Below are 17,326 nucleotides of genomic sequence, written 5' to 3' on the forward strand. Positions count from 1 at the left end.
TTTATAAACTATTATCATTAAGCCATTCTGTTGACATCATCGCAAAATCATAGAAATCTACAATACAGTCTGGCTCACCCGTAGGCCCTGATATATCTGCTCTATAGTTAAGTAACTTATCGTGCACATCATAGCAAGATAAAAGATAGAAATTCCATTTATCTCCCACTGTTAACAGCTCGGTCCCATCATCTGAACCCGTTGAATCATAGGTATCTACCCTCCAGTAACACCTTTCACTCGGGAAAACATAATCAAAAGGGATTTGGACAGACGTAACGGACTGTTTATCAACGAGTTTCACTGCATTCTGCATATCAAAACTATTACTGCCCCACACATCAACTTTAATCACACCATCAGGGTTGACTGGTTCGGGATTTGTCCAGCTTAACAACTCTCCCATCTGATTAAGCGTAAGCTGCGAATTATTAGCTGGAAATGGGCTAGTTGCCTTGTTGGGTTCAATCAAGGTTACAGCATCAATCTGGTAATGTCCAGGACAACGAAGCCCTGAGTCATCTGCAATACGGAATGCTAAATTGATATACGCAGCCTCTGGCTTTATTATATTATAATCTAAGTTATATACATGATACTCACCATCTTTAGGGACATCATAATATGAAGTTGAATCAGTCCTTAGCCATTGACTTTCTGAATCAAATTCAGCGATAGTAAAACGCAGATAAGTATCGCCGTCAGATATTTTTTTTGCAGCAAACGAAATCTTAATTCTACTGCCGGTAACATTTAGCCTGTTACCGATAGCCCTGTCAAGACCAAAATCTGCTCCAGGTATCGCAGCATCAAAGGCAAGTATTTGCATGGAAACCGCCTGCAAACCTTCATAGGCATCATCGGTAATTGTGAATACACCCTCGCAACCTTCACCAACGGCAAAGGTCCTCCAATCCGTAAAGCCACTCTCAAAGCTGCCATTTGTCAGATTATATGCGAACATATAACTGACCGTAATGCATGAAATTAACACAAAAAATATTACTCTGTTATTCATCTACTGCCCCTCAACCTCTAAAAAAGGATTATTGCAATCCTCTAACATGGGATCATTGCAATCTCCCCATTGTTCAAAAAGCAATTGAAGGTCGGAAAGATCAACTTTTCCATCTCTTTGACCTTCTACACCTGTAATATCACTTATATAGCTGTTTTTCGGCCAAGGATAGACCTCAACTCCGGCCCCAGTTCCTTCTTTGGGGGCTGTAGTCCATGGATTGTCATCTGCCCAGCTCTCAAGCGCATCAGTTAAAGTCTCTACGATATCAGGATTTTCTTCTGCTAAATTTTTGGTTTCTGCCGGATCCTCAACAATATCATATAGAGCTACCCTGCTGCCATCCTGATTCATCAGCAATTTCCATTGCCCTAAACGAATAGCCATTGCCGGGGAATAATCAATAAATTTCCCTTTAACCGGTGTCCGTATCTCCCACATAAGAGGCTCTCTACTTAATATCGGTGTTCCCAATACTGCCGCTGAAACATCCTCGCCATCAAGCTGCTGTGCTATCTCTTCTGCCACATCAATTTCTGCGATTTTGCAGGCTGTCGCCAACCAGTCCAAACCTGAGAAAATTGTTGTATTATCTACATTTCCTGCAGGAATATGCCCGGGCCATCGCATAATAAGAGGCGTCCGAATACCGCCTTCATAAAGACTTGATTTACGCCCTCTAAAAGGGCCTGTACTGCCAACACTGCTATAAGAAGATTTATTATAGGCACATATATACTCTGGCCCATTATCACTCAAAAATGCTACCAAAGTACATCCGTCAATACCGAGTTGCGTGAGCCTGTTCATAAGCCGTCCAATTTGAGCATCCATATTAGAGACCACAGAGTAGTAAACCTTCATAGCTCCCTTATGGTTTTTTCCTGTTGAACCAACAGGCATAAGATTATCATACTGAGCAAGTTGACTAAGTGTAGGGTTGAGAGGCGCACCAGGGTCTGAAAGCCAAATATTTAAATAAAAGAAATCATCTTTATTCTGCTCAATAAAGTTTATAGCCTCATCAATAATAAGCTCAGAAGAATACGGCTGAAAAGTATCATCATTCCAGTTAGGATCATTCTCTCGAAGAGCTTGCCAATCATCCCTCACCCAGCTTGATTTGCCTCCTATTGGATTAAATCCCCCCTTACACCTATATGTGTCTATACCATAAGCTGTTGGAGCTGGGGCGTTATCGGTTTGTCCAAGATACCACTGCCCGAAATGCCCTGTTTTGTAGCCGGCACTTTTAAAGAGTGATGTTACTGTTGGTACTGAGGTGGTAAGAAAATCCGGCATACCATAATTGGCATTGGCTGCTTCATCAGAAAATGTTTCATGAATGCGGAATTTGGCCGGGTATTGCCCCGTCATAAGCCCGACCCTTGCTGGCGATGAAGCAGTTGCACTGCTGTAAAAATTAGTGAAAGAAATACCGCTATGCGCCAACTGGTCGATGTTAGGCGTATTTATGAGGTTGTGACCAAAGAAGCCGGTATCTCCCCAGCCCATATCATCGGCCACTATCTGTATTATATTTGGTCTTCTATCAACCGGTTGGGTGCTAACCTCCTTTACGCTAACAGCATCAAGGTAATACTTGCCGGTACATTTGAGTCCGTTTTCAATGATACGAAATCCAATATTAACATACACTGAATTGCTTGAAATCCTGTTATATTCAACTGTAAAAAGATGGTAATTCGCATCAAAAGGCACTTCAAAACTATAATTGGTGTTGGTTCCAGTCCAATTTTTATCTGCATCAAACTCAGAGACAGTAAGCTGTATTTTACTGCCGTTATCAAGCATTTTCTTTGCAGCAAATGTAATTTCAAGACGATCTTTACCTGTAAAATCCAACTTTCCGGTACCAGGGTCTTTGGGGCTTCTGTCAATAGCGAAATCCTGAGCCAGAGGATTTGTAATATATGTTACATGCATTGAAGCGGCATTTTCACCATCATAGCTGTCTGTGACTATTTCAAAAGTTGCTTGGGCCCCGCCAACAGCAAATTTTCGCCAATCAGTAAAACCGTCTTCAAAACTGCCATTAGTCAGCATTTCTGCTGTCAAAGAAGAAGACACAAACAATATTAAAAAAGCAAGACACGTATTTATTTTCTTTATTTTCATGACTAGATTTTCTACCTTTACTGATTCATCTATTCCGGCCATGGATATTCTTTAGGACCCTGCCCGACATTTGCTAAAGGAGCCTTAGTCCACGGATTTGAATTAGACCAGGCCAGCAATTGTTGTGATAATGAGCTCGCAATATCAGGATATTTATCAGCAACGTTATTCACTTCAAGGGTATCTGATAGAATATCATATAACTCTAAACGGCTGCTATCCTGATTTACAAGTAATTTCCACTGTTTCCAACGAATTGCCAAGGCGGGCGAACGAGCAGAATAATCCCCGTTAGCCATACCTCTTATCTCCCACATTACAGGCTTTCGCTCTTCTATTGGCGTACCAAACCACGCCTGAGAAACATCGATGCCATCAAATTTTTCTGTAATTTCTTGAGGCAAGTCAATCTCAGCAATTTCGCACATTGTTGGCAATAAATCTGAACCAGCCATTAAAGTTGTATCGTCAACAATTCCCTTAGGTGTATGCCCTGCCCAGCGAACAATCAAAGGGGTCCTTATGCCGCCATCGTACAAGGTGTGTTTTTGGCCTCTAAAGGGTCCCGGCGTACCAACACCGCTATGGGCAGCCTCTCCAATACCAATACAAATGTATTCCGGACCATTATCACTTGTAAAGGTTATTATCGTATCATTATCAAGCCCAAGCCGTTTGATTTTATTTAAAATTCGACCAATTTGTTTATCCATATTGGTAATAACTGAATAGTACACAGCTTCTGCGCTTTTAAAATTATCGCCTTCTGGAGCATCAGGGTTATATTCTTTATATTCTTCCATCTGCCCAAGTGTAGGATTTAGCTGAGCGTGTGGATCTGTAAACCACAGATTAAGGCAGAAAGGTTCATCTTTAAACTCCTCGATAAACCTAACTCCCTCATCAATTATCAACTCTGTCGAATATGGCTGCCAGTCATCATCATCCCAGCCATCTACGCGCTCACGGAGATGCTGCCAGTCTTGTGGTGTCCAAACCGGCCCTCCGCTGTGTCCAAAATCTTGCCTGCGGCGATATTGATCGATTCCATATTCACTTGGAGGCGGTGCATCTGGAGTATGCCCAAGGTGCCATTTTCCAAAATGACCTATCTTATAACCATTATCATTGAAGATTTTCATCATATTTGGAGCATCCGTAGGCAGGTAATCTATCATATCATTTAAGATATTGACTTCTGGATTACCGCTTAACCCCCCCCAGACCCTGTAACTTGCAGGAAACTGACCAGTTACAATGCCAACTCTTGACGGTGAACAGCTTGGTCCATTGACATAGAAATTAGTGAACGATATTCCTTCTCTTGCCATCTTGTCAAGGTAGGGTGTTTTTACTTTACTATGTCCAAAACATGCGATATCGCCCCATCCCATATCATCTGCCAGGATATGTATAAAATTAGGTTTTCTGCCTGAAACCGCCTTGGCATCCGGCGCAGAAAATGCAGACGAAGAGGCTGACAAGACGGATAACGCTGATAATTTCAAGAAATCTCTTCGCAGCATAGAGAAAAGCTCCAGATAATTATTAGAATAAGTGCGCAAAAACAAAATCAAAGGGTAACATACATTACCTCTGATGCGCATAAACAGTTTAAATTAAGACAATTAGATAAAAGTAACTAATTATAGCGGAACAGATGTCACTTTGAGTGTTGCGCTATTTCCGTTTGAGAAATAGCCCGCCAACGGCAAATAGAATTGCAGTCATAGGTTCGGGAACAACATTAACTGCATCAATATAATATTGACCTTCATATTTTTGACCTGCGTTATCTGCTACAGTAAACTGTATATTAAGTGATACTGCGTCATCATGCAAACTGTCAAGGTCAAAACTGAACAATTGATATTCGTCTGAAGTTACAACATAGTCAACTTGCGTTCTGGTTGACATAAGAGGCGCTGTATTTGAGTCAAATTGGATGGTAACAACCCTAAGCCTGCTGGCAGGGTCACTATCTACCTTCTTAGCTGCAAAAGATATGTTTAAATCAGTTTCACTTCCAATCACGATCATATCAGTGCGTTTATCCAGTGCCGTATCGTGTCCGGGCTGGGCGGGATAATCGATATATGTGACATTCATAGATGCCGCCTTATCGCCTTCATAAGCATCATTTACTATCGTAAACTCCGTTGTACAACCGCCAACAGCATATCCACGCCAAGCAGTAAAATCAGCTTCAAAGCCTCCATTGTTAACCATATTTGCCATTAAGGGCGATAAAGCATAAGACAGGAACACCAACAATAAAATTCTCTTTTTCACAGTAATTCTCCTTTTTAAATGATTTACACAATTTTTTTAATTCAAAATTAAATTTGCAAAGAGTCTTCTATAAACACTAAAGAAATACACTAACAGTAAAATTCCTCTAAGCAGTTTTCTTTCTATGTGAAAATAGATTATAATATAAAACAGTTAACATTTACAAGCACAAAATCAAAAATTTTGTTTATTATATGAGCCGACAGCTGGGATATATAACAGAAGTTTATTGTCAAAAGTACAACAATTCAGCAGGTCAATCGCGCCCCAACCCATTATCGCCTGTAATATTTTATTTACTCACAATTTTGTTTGTATCCTTGGAAACTGTTATTATAATACCTAACAGGTACTTATGGAAGTTCTACTGATAAGGCGGAAAAAATAAATAAACGACTTAACATTTTGTTTACATGCGTCGGCAGGCGTGTTGGTCTGATAAACCTTTTTCGCGAATCTGCGCTGCGCCTGGGCATTGAGCTGGGCGTGTATGGCTGCGATGCGGAAAAACTCAGTCCTGCGCTGTATGCCTGCGACGAGCATCAGGTTGTAAATTCTGTTCTCGACGAAACTTACATAGAAACTCTGCTTGATATGATCAAAAAGTGGGATATCGGTCTGATTATTCCAACGATCGACACAGAGCTGCCGGTGCTGGCTGAACATAAGCAGCGGATACTGGATTGCGGCTGCGAAGTTCTCGTATCTGAGCCGCGGGTGATCAAGGCATGTTACGACAAATTAAACACGTATAAATACCTCAGCGCGCACAACGTCGGCACACCGATGACCTGTTTGCCCGGTGAGGCCCTTGCTTCAAAAGATTTTGAGTATCCATGCATCCTTAAACCCGCTCACGGTTCCGCAAGCCGCGGGATCCATAAAGCTTACAGCAGAAAAGATATAGAGTTTTTCTCAAATAGACACAGAGATGTCATTGTGCAAGAGTATGTTCAGGGCAAAGAATTCACCTGCGATGTATTTGTGGACCGCGGCGGAGAAGTCCGCTGCTGCGTGCCGAGACAACGAATCGAAACCCGCGGCGGCGAGGTAAGCAAATCACAAATCGTCAAGCGGCAAGACCTTATAGATGAAGCCGTTAAGGCGGTTAAATCTCTGGGTTGTTCGTTTGGTATGATCACCGTTCAGGAGCTGCTGGCCGACAACGGAGATATAATGATATTTGATATTAACCCCCGCTTCGGCGGCGGTGTTCCGCTGGCAATTCACGCCGGTGCCGATTTCCCCGGCTGGATAATGCAGTCACTCGGGGGAGAATTAGACCACGATAAAATCAATTTCTACGATTATCAGGACGGTCTTATAATGCTTCGCTATGACAGCGAAATATGGCTATAAATAAACCAATAACACGGCTTAGAGGAACAAATTTATATGAATCTTAACATTTTAGCAAATACATTCTGTGCCGGTTTTATCGGCCATGAAAGGCCTTTGGGCTGGGTTCTGGCATTTCTGCCGGTATTTATAGCATCCCTTGCGGGCGGGCTTTGGGCTACATGGATATGCAAAAAACTTGCTACCAAGCTCAATATTACCGACAAACCTGATGCAACAGTGAAAACACATACAGAGCCCGTTGCCTATCTGGGCGGGATCGGTATGCTGGTGGGTGTTATTTTCGGGATTCTAACCGGAATGTATCTGCTGATAGGCGAGGATGTTTTCAACCTCCAGTTCAAATGGCTCGCCGGCATACTTGTTGGAGCGGTTATTACCTGCACCGTGGGCGTTGTTGACGATCTGGTTGACATAAAACCCTGGCAAAAACTCGCGGGCCAGTTCACCGCGGCACTGATACTCGTAGGAGTTGGGATTCTCCCCGACCTGTCGTGGACATTCGAAGCTGTAGAAAAGGTAACGGGCATCCCACTTTCGATGCCGCCGCTGCTGAACACCATACTTGGGATTCCAGTTGTTATAATCTTTGTTCTTGGAGCGACAAACTCGCTGAACCTGCTCGACGGCCTTGACGGGCTCTGCGGCGGAGTAACGGCGATTATTACGTTTGGAATGCTTATTCTGGCAATACACCTGAGCAGCTGGAACTTCAGCCGCACCGGTGATGCTGTCCGTATAATAATCTGTATGGCGCTTTGCGGAGCAGTGCTGGGATTTCTGCCCTTCAACAGGCATCCCGCGAAGATATTCATGGGTGATGCCGGCAGCCTTTTGCTGGGATTCTGTGTGGCGGCGCTGATGATAATGTTCGCCGAGAGCAATCCCCGCTGGTGGTTCGCATCGGTTATGCTGTTTGGACTGCCGATACTTGATACGGCAACAGCACTTGTCCGGCGGAAGCTCAACGGCAGGCCGCTGATGGTCTCTGACCGCGGGCACATATACGACCAGCTGATGGACCGTGGACTGGGGCTGAAAAAGTCTGTCCAGATAAGCTATGCTATAGCATTAACTTACGCTGTAATCGGGCTGCTTATGAGCCAGATACGTACGCGTTACGCGATTATCGTTTATATAATTGTGTTTATTGTTTCAGGGTTTATTGTGTGGAAAAAGGGCTTTCTTAAGATGGACGGCCTCCGCGGCGCGGCGAAGAAATAATATCGACTCCGCGAACGTAAAATCTTCGGCGGCAGAAAACAATTTGTTTTGAGAAGCTAATGAACACTCGCGGCAAATACACATACGACTGGCCCAGGCCGATGGTAACGGTGAACGCTTTGGTTTTCAGCATTGGCAAGGATACTACAAGCGTTCTTCTGATCAGGCGAGGCAATGAGCCTTTTAAGGGCCGGTGGGCTATCCCGGGCGGATTTCTTGAAATGGGCGAGACGATTTGCGACTGCGCCGCACGTGAGCTCAAAGAAGAAACCGGCCTGAAGGATATACCCCTGTATGAAATGAAGGTGTTTGCCGACCCGGGGAGACACCCCGAAGGCAGACTGATAAGTATAGCTTATATGGGCTTTTGCGATAAAGACCGGCACACTCCAAAGGCCGGCGATGATGCGGCGGATGCCCGCTGGTTCGATACCCGCCGGCTGCCGGAACTGGCATTTGACCACGCCGCGATAATCAGCTACGGGCTTAGCCGTTCCGCTCATTTTTCACAGGAGATACTGCCGTCAATCACCGGCGAATTCGATGAACTGCGGGAGCTGGCTTTTACAGACGAGCTGACCGGCCTGCACAACCGCAGGTACGCATTCAATTTGCTGGAAAAACTCACCGCCAGGGCTGACAGCGATGACCCGCTGACGTTTATTCTGTTTGACCTTAACGATTTTAAAGCAATCAACGACACTTACGGCCACCCCGCCGGCGATGAAGCACTCAAAGCCGCGGCCGCGGCGTTGAAGGATGCCTGCCGCACAGGCGATATTATCGCACGCATCGGGGGAGATGAGTTTCTTGTGATACAGCGGCATCGCAAAGCCGCCCGACGGTCGGGACCAATCAGCAAACGGCTTCAAAACGCGATAAATTCTACCTCAATAACACACCAAAGCAAGACCATCAGACTTTCAGCGTCAACCGGAACGGCGGTTTTTCCTGATGAGGCCGGCAGCGTAGAAGCTCTTTTCAGCCTGGCTGATGAGCGCCTGCTAAAAGATAAGAAAAGATGATACAGGGCTTCATATAAATCGGCACTGGATTTTTTGCCGCTGATAAAGCCGGAATTGCAAAAACCTGTTTGGGGCTCTACTCGACGATAATCGTCGCGTCAGCCGGAGCGCTTGTGAGCACTTCATATACTATTGTGCCTCGCGCCTTTGCCAGCGCCTCGGCGCTGCATGGAGAGCCGGGTCTGTCATCGAGAATCGTGGCGCTTGCCCCGGGGCTTGCCCAGGGTATATCAGTCAGGTCTATTACCGTCAGGCTCATGGTTACCCTGCCGATAACCGGCGCCTTGCAGCCGCACACCTTCATGACCGCGTTTGACGAATGCCGCAGGTCGTAGCCGTCGGCGTATCCGACAGGCACAATACCGATAGTCGTCTCTCTTTGGGCGGTGAATGTCCTGCCGTAGCTTACGCTCTGGCCTTGTTTTATGGTGGCTATGTGAATGATGGGCGCTGTGAGCCGCATAACGGGTTTGAGTTTTATTCCTGTAATCTCGGGCAGGCTCAGACAGCCGTACATCCCCAGCCCGCATCTGACCATGTCAAGGCGGGTTTCCGAAAGCCGCAGCGCCGCGGCGCTGTTGGCGGCGTGCAGGATAACATCATTGCTGATATTACCGCGTGATTCAGAGATAATTGATTCAAACTCGTTTATCTGTTTACGTGTGAATGTAAGGTCTTCCTCGTCTGCGGCGGGGAAGTGGGTATAAATGCCGACAAGTTTTAAAGTTTCTTGCTGATTTACAAACTCCAGCAGTTGCGGGAATTCTTCATGCTGTATGCCGCAGCGTCCCATGCCGGTATCAATATTTATGTGTACCTTTAACGGAATTTTTGTGTTTTCAAGCATTGCGGCGGCATATTCAGCGCTTTGCAGACTGGCGATAGTACATTCCACCCCCAGCTCGGCTGCCTCATGAAGGAGCACCCCCGGCATATCAGGGTGAACCGGCTCGAGAGCGAGGTATTTCTGTTTCACTTTGCCGGCGTAATCAAAGGCTTCGTCGGGAGTGAAAACGCCGAAGTATTCAATGTCGCTTTGAGCAAGCAGCTTTGTTATTTCACAACTTCCGTGGCCGTATGCGTTTGCCTTGGTGATGGCGCAGAACCTTACGCGGCTGCCGCAGATGCCGCGTATCTGGCGAACGTTCTCTAACAGAGCAGAGCTGTTAATATGCAGTGATAAGTTGCTTCTTTTTCTCACAGAGTGTGATTTTACAATAGTTTATGCTTTATTTGCTTTCGCCGGCTACCTCCGCCATTATGCTCTTATAAAGCTCATTTCCGGCGGCATCGCTTATTTTCAGGGTAATCACATAATTCCCCGCATCGAGTTTTTCGGTTTTAATGGTAAACTTCTCAGAGACCGTGTCAAAGATAAGGTCATCGGGTATCACGGCATTCCATTTATCCTGCCCGCTGATGTTGTATTCCACTTTTTTGATGTTTGTCAGGTTGTCAACGGCAGATAAGGCAATTGTAACGACGCCGTCTTTTGCGGACTTCTCAATAGATTCCACAACCGGTGCCGTGTTGTCTATCATTACCGCCTCGCTGTCTTTATAACCGGTCATACTGGTAGCGGCATTGTTATCGAGCCTGTCACTGGCAACAACCCGAACCTGTACAATTCCGTCCGGCACTGTCTTGGTGTTCCATTTGAACTCCGGTTCTTCCCAGTCTTCTTTGATCGTTATCCATACCCCGCTGCCCCTTAGAGAATATTTCGCTGTGTAGAGCAGTTTATCGTTATTAGGGTCTGCCGCCTCGGCGCGGATAACGACAATATCCGGATCCTGTGTTCCGGAGAAACCGACATTTGCAACTCTTGGCGGCAGGTTTTCAAATACGTTGGAAATAGTTGTTTCCGTGATTTTGGGCGTTTTGTCGTCGCTTCCCTTGAGCAGCAGCCTGTACTGGGCGAATCTGCCGGCGGGCACCTCGAGTTTATCCTGTTTTGTAATAACTGCCGGCTCGCTCCATTCACCGAAGGCCGCGTCGTCGTCCTGATCGTTTACGTTGCCGGTTCTTACTGAATAGCTGACCTGGCAGTCATCGGGAATATCGGCATCTATCGAGATTGTTCCCCACAGCGAAGGCTGGCCTGCATCTATCAGGGAGGAGGTATAGGTACCGGTTGCCGCGAAGTGCCTGCTGACGGAAATAATTTTGGCGGGGTTGCTCGTGCCGAGAATGTATCCGTCTTTGACCGGCAGCAGTGCTGTAATCTGCATGGAGGTTTTATCTTTGTATTCGGTGGTTACAATCCTGCCGGCCGGATCAATTCTGAGCAGCTCGCAGTTTGCCGTTCCCGCGGCGGCGAGTATATCATTCCCGTCGGCAGCGATGGCAAATATATCCGCCCCATCGCTGTAAACCATATCTGTCAATCCGTTTGGCATGATACGTACTATGCCGCTTTTGCCTCCGGCGGGTGAGGGCTGTCCGCCGCCGTTGTCATCGCGTCTCATTGCCATTCTCTGAGCCTGGCGGCTTGTTCCGCCGTTCATTTCTTTCAACGCGGAACGGGCGGCGGCGATCCGTTCTTGTTTTGTCATATCAGGTTCATACTCGGCCCGGGTGAAGTTTTCCTCCTGGGCAGGGCCCTGTGGCGATCCCTGCTGTGCCGCTTGTTCCTGGGCGGAGAGCTGGTACATCATCTCCTGCTGCTGCGAGGGACCTGTTGAAGAGATGTATATATCGTCATTTACCACGATAATATCAGTTATGTCAGTATGGTCACTGTCATAAATGATGCGGGCAGAGTTGTCTTTGAGATTGACGCAGTAGAGTATGCCGCGTGTGTCCGAACCGGCGTAGAGTTTACTGCCCTTGAGGCAGAGGCTGATAATATTGTTGTCCTGGGCGGTATAGACAACGCTTGATTTACCGCCGGCGAGTTTGATGATTTTGCCGGTTGGTCCGGTTGCCATGTATATTTCGCCGCCGGGGCCCTGTTCTATGTCGAAGATATATTTTGCCTCATCGCTGGTGCCGTCGTATAGCTCTTTTGCGTTTCCATCGGCGGATATTTCAAGCAGTTTGCACTCATTGCCGCTGATTCCGGCAAGCACTGTATCCGCGGAGGTCTTTTTTATAGCGAAAATGTGCAGATTCGCGCCGACATCGGCGACGGGTTTGGCGTCCTGGGGCTGTTTGTCGTTTTCTGAATCTGCGGAGCCGTTTTCGGCGTCTTCATCAGCGGCGGGTTTTTCTTCTTCACTGCTGTTTTTATTTTCTTCTTCTACGACTGCCGCCTGGGGCCGGTAGAAGGTCTTGAGCTCTCCTTCATTTCCGCAGTAGTAGATGATGCCGTTTGGGCTTGTGCCGACATAAACGCCGCTGCCGTCCTCTGATATACAGTTTATTGACCATGAATCCTCAAACTCGGAGAAGAGCTCACTGTAATCCATGCCCAGTGAGATTGTACCCTCAGAGTCGATTACTGTCATCTCTGTTTCGCCGTCAAGGGCCTTGGGGTTGTCGAATCTGTTGATATTGCTGTTTACCGCCAGTGAAAACGAGCAGGCGAATAAGGTTATCAAAGCCGTGATTTTCGATATTGACATTTTAATCTCCGTTATGTTTTTTCTTTATCCGCAAAAGCGGGTGTTAGATGTTATATTTCAAATTTCAAATTTCAAATTTCAGAAATTCCTAATTCCTAATTCCTAATTCTTAATTCTTAATTCTTAATTATACAGATTACCATTTATCTTTTACCTGTATCCGGAAACCAACTCTGTTGCTGACTATCTTGGGTGAGTCGTATTCCTTTGTAATGTAATGCCTTAGTGCCTGTACGGCGGTTGAGCGTTTTCCCGTTGATAGGGGTACTATTTTGCTGTATGGCAGTTTCGGCAGCTCGGAGTTCTCTATGGATATTCCCGAGGTCTGAAGTGCCAGCACGCAGTACATCTTGTAGTTGTCCATCGATTCAAGCTCCCGTATCGACCGCAGGGCCGAGTCAAGATTTATCGGCATATACCTGTGTGAGTTGTACTGCGCCATCATATTGCGGTACTGCGGACCTCCGGCGACTGTGAGAGTATAAGCGCCGGGCTCGATATCTTCGGGCAGTTCAAATTCGAGCGGCCTGCTGATAGTCTGGGCAAGCGGCGATTTTATAATAACATCCGCCCTTACTGTATCTCCAGGTGTGAGCCTGACATCACGTATGATAACATCTGCGATTGCGGCGGTTGTATCTTCATTGCTCATATTCATATAAACTTCGATACCGGTGATGTCCGGCCGCTCGTAAGGGTTATTCATCAGAAGCATGATCGGTTCAATAATTGAATACGCTGCGTCGCTGATGCCCCGCTGTGAAGTGGTCTTTTCTATAACAAGATCCTCGCGGCCTTCGATACCAATACGCACCTTTGAGCTGATGGTGTGTTCATTTGGCAGCTCTCCGCGGGACATAAGAGCGCCGGCAGAGGCACTGCCCGAGAGCATAGGTGTGTAGTATTTGTCCACAGCCACCTGGCAATTGTATTCCCTCGTCCGCTGGTCGTTGAACCTGTCGATTGTAATTTTCAGCGGTATCATCGGGGCTTCTTCTCCGATGACGCCGTAGATACCGGTAGATTCATCCGCCCGCAGCGATCCGATAATCTGCCCTGCGGCTCCATACTTAAATGAGCTGACATGACTGGCAACGACCATGTGAACGTAACCTGTTGACATAGGTAGGTTTACTTCTCCCATACCCTCAAAAGCATGGCCAAAGGCATATACCTTGTCGCCGTCAACCTCGGTAATCGTACCGATGGCAGACATCCTGATATCTCCCTCTACCAGGGGAACAGCGACGATAGAACCGGGCTCGAAATTGGGTGTGAGAGTGTAATCTTCGGCTGATTTGGCAGTTACGCCTGTAATGACATTCATGCCTATCGATTCGGAGAACTTTGACAGAAAATCGCAAGAGCCGCTTGGCAGGGAAGTTACAAGCGGGGTTTTCAAAGGCTTCATGCTGTAAAGCTCTCTTTTGTCCGGCGTTGCGGCGTTGTCAATGGATTTGCGTAATTCAGTCAGATTCAAGGGCTTTGAATAGTCTATACTGAAAGAGGAGGATTTATCGGGGCTCTGATCCTGGTAGTTTTCATCAAACTCATAGCCGATACGCAGCATCTCTTCGATGGGTGTTACCCCGTAGAGCGGGTCAATCGTATTTGGCCAGCCGAACGCCAAAGCGCCTGCCATACGCCCATCGATATAAACCGGTGAGCCGCTGCAGCCCTGAACGGCGCCAGTGTGGATAAAACGCTCGTCCGTGCCGACAACAAAAATCGCGTCTTTGCCGGGTTTGTTGTCACGGGCTACGCTGAGTACCTTTAGCGAGAATTTCTCGATCTTTGTGCCGGCGTAAACACTCAAAGCGTAAGCGTCCATCCCCGGCTTTATCTCATCTAATGATATATACTTAGAGCGGTCAAGCTCGAAGTCGTCAGCGCCGCGGACTCCGGAGATCGCCGGCAGAGCCAAAAGTACGGCTGCCAGGATCCGGAATTTGCCGTTTCTGATCATAAATATCCTTTCTATACAGATTATTCAGCTATGATTACTAAGATTGCCGTTATTTATACCATAAACGGCACAACTTACAAGCACACTTTGCAATAATCGCCCAGATACGGGCTATGCTTATTGACAGCGGTTGTTTTTTTTATATTCTTATAATACGCTGAAGACAAGAATAACGTTTTCACCATTAAGCCAAATCTTCGGCGCAGTAAGAGGGCAAACCCGGCCATTAAACTAAAACCGTAATTATTGAGCAAAGATATGCACTACTGGTTTCGATTATGGAAGAAAAAACAGTTTCGCATGAAACGAAGCCTCAGAGGAAGCCATATCTTCAGGATATGGGGGCATAAGCTGTTTGCAAATTTTCTCTGGAAGATGGATAAACGCAGTCTTGCCGGCGGGCTGAGTCTTGGTTTGTTTGTGGCTTTTCTGCCGACAATCGGTTTTCAGATGATTATTGCCGCGTTCGGGGCGATAGTTTTCAAGGTAAACCTGCCGCTGGCGCTGCTGGCGTGCTGGGTGACAAATCCTTTGACGGCGATACCTATATACACGGCAGAGTGGCGGTTAGGCAGATACATACTTGAGGATTTTGCACTTCTTAAGGAAACTTTTGACCTTTACAATATGGAAGGCAGAGGTGTGCGGATGATTCTGCACGGTGTCTATATCTGGACCGGCTCGTTTGTTTTTTCATCTGTTTCCGCGGTTCTGGGCAACATCGGAGTAAGGGTATTGTGGAACCTGCTCTCAATGATAAGAGAAAAGACCAAAAAAAAAAGTGCTGAAAACATGAAAGGGATTATATGACCGCTATCGATACAATAATTATCGCGGCTTATTTTGTTGTGGTGATGGGGTTGGGTCTGTATTACCAGCGAAGCTCGGCAGCCAGCCTTGATTCGTATTTCCTGGGCAATAAGGATATACCCTGGTATCTGCTCGCTTTTTCAGGCAGCGCGACAAACTTTTCTGTCTGCGGCACCGTGTGGCAAATATCGGTACTGTTTTTTCTCGGCATGAAATCTTTCTATATACACCTGGCCTGGGGCTCTGTAATACCTGCTTTCTGGATGGCGTATGCGGCAATATGGATCAGACGCTCCAGAGTAATGACCGCGGCAGAGCTGGTACAGCTGAGATTTGGCCCGGGCAGCGGCTCGAGATGTGCCAGGACATCTTATGCACTGCTGGGGGTACTCGGCGCCGCGGGCATAATCGGCATGGCGTTTGTTGTTCTGGCGGAATTTTCCAAGGTTTACGGACTCCCGCCTGTAAAAACGGCAACCGCAATTACCTTGCTCACATCAGCTTATGTCTTGCTGGGCGGTTTCAAAGGCGTTATTATAACCGACTTTATACAAAGCATACTCCTGGCTCTAAGCGGTATTGTAATGGCTGTGATAGCTTACAGGGTGGTTGACCCGCAGATACTGGCTGAAAATATAGGCAATATTGATGACTGGCTTTCGCTGGGGATTCCTGAAAAAACAAATGTGCCGGAGTATGAGAACTTCAGGTCAATCACTTTATCCCGAATGTTTATCGGTACTATGCTTTGCTTTACCGTGACCGCCGGCGGTTTCGGAGAACAGAGATTTTTAGCCGCGAAAAGCACCGCGGAGGCCGCGAAGATAAGCGCATTCTGGAATATTGTTTTGATACCCCGCTGGCTTTTTACCGCCGCGATAGCATTTCTGGGCTTGTATGCCTTTTCTGATATCAATCGGGACCAGGTAGATCAGCTGCTGCCGATGGTACTGAACAAATATCTTACAACCGGGATTCGGGGGTTAGTGGTTGTAAGCCTTGTCGCGGCTTTTATGTCAACGATAAGCTCTTTGATAAATTCAGGCGCGTCTATGATGATGCGGGACATTATACAGCCCTTATTAAAAACCGGCGACGGGGAAAAACGGCTTGTATGGCTCAGTTATTTAAGCACTGCAATAATAATCGCGGCGGGTCTTGCAATTGGGATAATAAGCTGCAGTTATTCAACTTTGAACAGCCTCTGGAGCTGGATTATGGCCGGACTGGGAGCATCGGTAATCTTTCCAAACGTGCTGAGGTGGTACTGGTGGCGGGTGAACGGCTGGGGGTTTATGACGGGTTTCTTTTCTGGTCTGGTTGTAGCCTTGCTGATGCTGATCCCGAATTTCCCGTTATCAGATAACGCAATGTCGATTCTGTGTGTATTGGTTTCCGGTGCGGGCTGTGTTATCGGATCGCTTCTAACCGAGCCTGTTAAAGAGGATTACATCAACGAATTCTATAAAAGGGTGCGGCCTTTTGGTTTTTGGAAGAAAGTGTACAAACGCCTTGGAATGAGTGAACAGGACCATAAAAAACGTTCAGATAATCCATATCTTGTGTTCTTCAACGCAATTATAGCGGGTATTGCACTTCACGCCTATTACATGTGCTCCATTTATGTTGTCGGCCATTTTTTCAAAGAAACCCTTATCTCCCTGGCTGTCGCGGCAGTCACTTCAATCGTTTTGTATTTTACATGGTATCGCATGACCATTCTCAAAGAACAAGAGAGCAAAGAAGAATAACAAATCTGCTGCCGGCGCTTTGCCGCCCTATCAGAGCCATTCCGACGTGTATCGGGATAAAAGAGCGATTAGCCGCGAACGTTCTTGGCGATTTTTCAAAAAACAGTTGAACCGCGTTTTTCGATAACTTATAATCAGTTTAAAATTGCTAAGTATTATAAATTAAAGGAGTTTCA

At 46.5% G+C, this 17,326-nt stretch carries 12 protein-coding genes; 5 read left to right on the forward strand and 7 right to left on the reverse strand.

What is annotated here, in order from left to right; genetic code table 11:
* Position 1: 1 nt before the first annotated feature.
* The 4 genes from SMSP2_RS12025 to SMSP2_RS12040 all read right to left on the reverse strand — a co-directional run bounded on the left by SMSP2_RS12025 (position 2) and on the right by SMSP2_RS12040 (position 5,449).
* Positions 2–1,018 carry a hypothetical protein gene (locus SMSP2_RS12025; RefSeq protein ID WP_146684291.1) on the reverse strand — a complete coding sequence of 339 codons (1,017 nt, stop codon included), beginning with the start codon at positions 1,016–1,018 and terminating at the stop codon, positions 2–4.
* Positions 1,019–3,199 carry a sulfatase family protein gene (locus tag SMSP2_RS12030; RefSeq protein ID WP_146684292.1) on the reverse strand — a complete coding sequence of 727 codons (2,181 nt, stop codon included), beginning with the start codon at positions 3,197–3,199 and terminating at the stop codon, positions 1,019–1,021.
* A complete protein-coding gene (locus SMSP2_RS12035) occupies positions 3,187–4,683 on the reverse strand; it encodes a sulfatase family protein (RefSeq protein WP_186804705.1) in 1,497 nt (498 codons plus the stop codon). The genes SMSP2_RS12030 and SMSP2_RS12035 overlap by 13 nt, the downstream gene beginning before the upstream one ends.
* A gap of 154 nt (positions 4,684–4,837) precedes the next feature.
* Positions 4,838–5,449: a hypothetical protein gene (locus tag SMSP2_RS12040; protein WP_146684294.1), complete on the reverse strand. Its 612-nt coding sequence runs from the start codon at positions 5,447–5,449 to the stop codon at positions 4,838–4,840.
* Between the two features lie 405 nt (positions 5,450–5,854).
* Here SMSP2_RS12040 and SMSP2_RS12045 point away from each other — a divergent pair, with 405 nt between their 5' ends.
* The 3 genes from SMSP2_RS12045 to SMSP2_RS12055 are packed head-to-tail and all read left to right on the forward strand — an operon-like array spanning position 5,855 to position 9,057.
* Positions 5,855–6,808: an ATP-grasp domain-containing protein gene (locus SMSP2_RS12045; protein WP_146684295.1), complete on the forward strand. Its 954-nt coding sequence runs from the start codon at positions 5,855–5,857 to the stop codon at positions 6,806–6,808.
* Positions 6,809–6,844: 36 nt separating this feature from the next.
* Positions 6,845–8,032: an MraY family glycosyltransferase gene (locus SMSP2_RS12050; RefSeq protein ID WP_146684296.1), complete on the forward strand. Its 1,188-nt coding sequence runs from the start codon at positions 6,845–6,847 to the stop codon at positions 8,030–8,032.
* 59 nt (positions 8,033–8,091) lie between these two features.
* Positions 8,092–9,057, forward strand: coding sequence for a diguanylate cyclase (locus tag SMSP2_RS12055; protein WP_146684297.1), 966 nt, complete (start codon positions 8,092–8,094; stop codon positions 9,055–9,057).
* A gap of 76 nt (positions 9,058–9,133) precedes the next feature.
* On the opposite strand, the gene alr is transcribed toward SMSP2_RS12055, so the two are convergent.
* The 3 genes from alr to SMSP2_RS12070 all read right to left on the reverse strand — a co-directional run bounded on the left by alr (position 9,134) and on the right by SMSP2_RS12070 (position 14,589).
* Positions 9,134–10,258 (reverse strand): alanine racemase, encoded by a 1,125-nt coding sequence (gene alr / locus SMSP2_RS12060; RefSeq protein WP_186804706.1) that lies wholly within the window; start codon positions 10,256–10,258, stop codon positions 9,134–9,136.
* A 28-nt stretch (positions 10,259–10,286) separates the two neighbouring features.
* The gene (locus tag SMSP2_RS12065) at positions 10,287–12,623 is read right to left on the reverse strand and encodes a hypothetical protein (RefSeq protein ID WP_146684299.1); all 2,337 of its coding nucleotides are present in this window, start codon (positions 12,621–12,623) and stop codon (positions 10,287–10,289) included.
* 136 nt (positions 12,624–12,759) lie between these two features.
* Entirely contained in the window at positions 12,760–14,589 is a 1,830-nt protein-coding gene (locus SMSP2_RS12070) for a SpoIVB peptidase S55 domain-containing protein (RefSeq protein ID WP_146684300.1), read from the reverse strand.
* Positions 14,590–14,889: 300 nt separating this feature from the next.
* Here SMSP2_RS12070 and SMSP2_RS12075 point away from each other — a divergent pair, with 300 nt between their 5' ends.
* Positions 14,890–15,399 (forward strand): DUF2062 domain-containing protein, encoded by a 510-nt coding sequence (locus SMSP2_RS12075; protein ID WP_186804707.1) that lies wholly within the window; start codon positions 14,890–14,892, stop codon positions 15,397–15,399.
* Positions 15,396–17,150 (forward strand): sodium:solute symporter family transporter, encoded by a 1,755-nt coding sequence (locus SMSP2_RS12080; protein ID WP_146684302.1) that lies wholly within the window; start codon positions 15,396–15,398, stop codon positions 17,148–17,150. The genes SMSP2_RS12075 and SMSP2_RS12080 overlap by 4 nt, the downstream gene beginning before the upstream one ends.
* Positions 17,151–17,326 lie beyond the last annotated feature (176 nt).

Source organism: Limihaloglobus sulfuriphilus (assembly GCF_001999965.1).
Classification (GTDB): domain Bacteria; phylum Planctomycetota; class Phycisphaerae; order Sedimentisphaerales; family Sedimentisphaeraceae; genus Limihaloglobus; species Limihaloglobus sulfuriphilus.

Coding starts and splice junctions, on each gene's coding strand:
- SMSP2_RS12025 (WP_146684291.1), bottom strand. CDS start 1,018: ATGAATAACAGAGTAATATTTTTTGTGTTAATTTCATGCATTACGGTC.
- SMSP2_RS12030 (WP_146684292.1), bottom strand. CDS start 3,199: ATGGCCGGAATAGATGAATCAGTAAAGGTAGAAAATCTAGTCATGAAA.
- SMSP2_RS12035 (WP_186804705.1), bottom strand. CDS start 4,683: ATGCTGCGAAGAGATTTCTTGAAATTATCAGCGTTATCCGTCTTGTCA.
- SMSP2_RS12050 (WP_146684296.1), top strand. CDS start 6,845: ATGAATCTTAACATTTTAGCAAATACATTCTGTGCCGGTTTTATCGGC.
- SMSP2_RS12055 (WP_146684297.1), top strand. CDS start 8,092: ATGAACACTCGCGGCAAATACACATACGACTGGCCCAGGCCGATGGTA.
- SMSP2_RS12065 (WP_146684299.1), bottom strand. CDS start 12,623: ATGTCAATATCGAAAATCACGGCTTTGATAACCTTATTCGCCTGCTCG.
- SMSP2_RS12070 (WP_146684300.1), bottom strand. CDS start 14,589: ATGATCAGAAACGGCAAATTCCGGATCCTGGCAGCCGTACTTTTGGCT.
- SMSP2_RS12075 (WP_186804707.1), top strand. CDS start 14,890: ATGAAACGAAGCCTCAGAGGAAGCCATATCTTCAGGATATGGGGGCAT.
- SMSP2_RS12080 (WP_146684302.1), top strand. CDS start 15,396: ATGACCGCTATCGATACAATAATTATCGCGGCTTATTTTGTTGTGGTG.